We start from the raw sequence: 545 nt of genomic DNA on the forward strand, positions 1-545 counted from the left end.
CGTGTAGTCGGAGACGTCGTAACCGCCGTCCCTGAGCGGTGACTTGAAGAAGGGCGGCAGCCACAGGCAGTCGACGCCGAGCCACTGGAGGTAGTCCAGTTTGGCGGTCAGGCCCTTCAGGTCGCCGACGCCGTCGCCGTCGCTGTCCTGGAAGGAGCGGACCAGGACCTCGTAGAAGACGGCGCGTTTGAACCACTCCGGGTCCCGGTCCTTGGCCGGCGTGTCCTCGAAGGTGTCCGGTACGGGCTCGTTGACGGTCATGACGCTGCGGGCCCTCCGATCCGGGGCGTCGACCGCCCGACGTGGAGCACGTGCGCGGGCGCCCGGCCGGGCGTGAGCCGCACGTAGTTGGTGCCGCCCCAGTGGTAGGTCTCGCCCGACAGTTCGTCGTGCACCGGCACGGACGCGTGCCGGTCCAGGCCGAGTCGCGGCAGGTCCAACGAGACCGTGGCCTCCTGGGTGTGGTGCGGGTCGAGGTTGACGACCACGACGACCGTGTCCGTCCCCGTGCGTTTGCTGTACGCGAGCACGGCGTCGTTGTCGGT

1 protein-coding gene and 1 pseudogene are annotated in these 545 nt (G+C 69.4%); both read right to left on the reverse strand.

The window, feature by feature from the left end; genetic code table 11:
• On the reverse strand, positions 1 to 261 hold a 261-nt coding region (locus H5J33_RS36565; protein ID WP_258565655.1), incomplete at its 3' end, for an alpha-amylase family glycosyl hydrolase.
• Positions 258 to 545 (reverse strand): annotated as a pseudogene (locus tag H5J33_RS36570) (alpha-1,4-glucan--maltose-1-phosphate maltosyltransferase); the annotation flags it as partial. The gene H5J33_RS36565 and the pseudogene H5J33_RS36570, both read right to left, overlap by 4 nt.

This window comes from Streptomyces sp. WELS2 (genome assembly GCF_013870595.1).
In the GTDB taxonomy this organism is placed as follows: Bacteria; Actinomycetota; Actinomycetes; order Streptomycetales; family Streptomycetaceae; genus Streptomyces.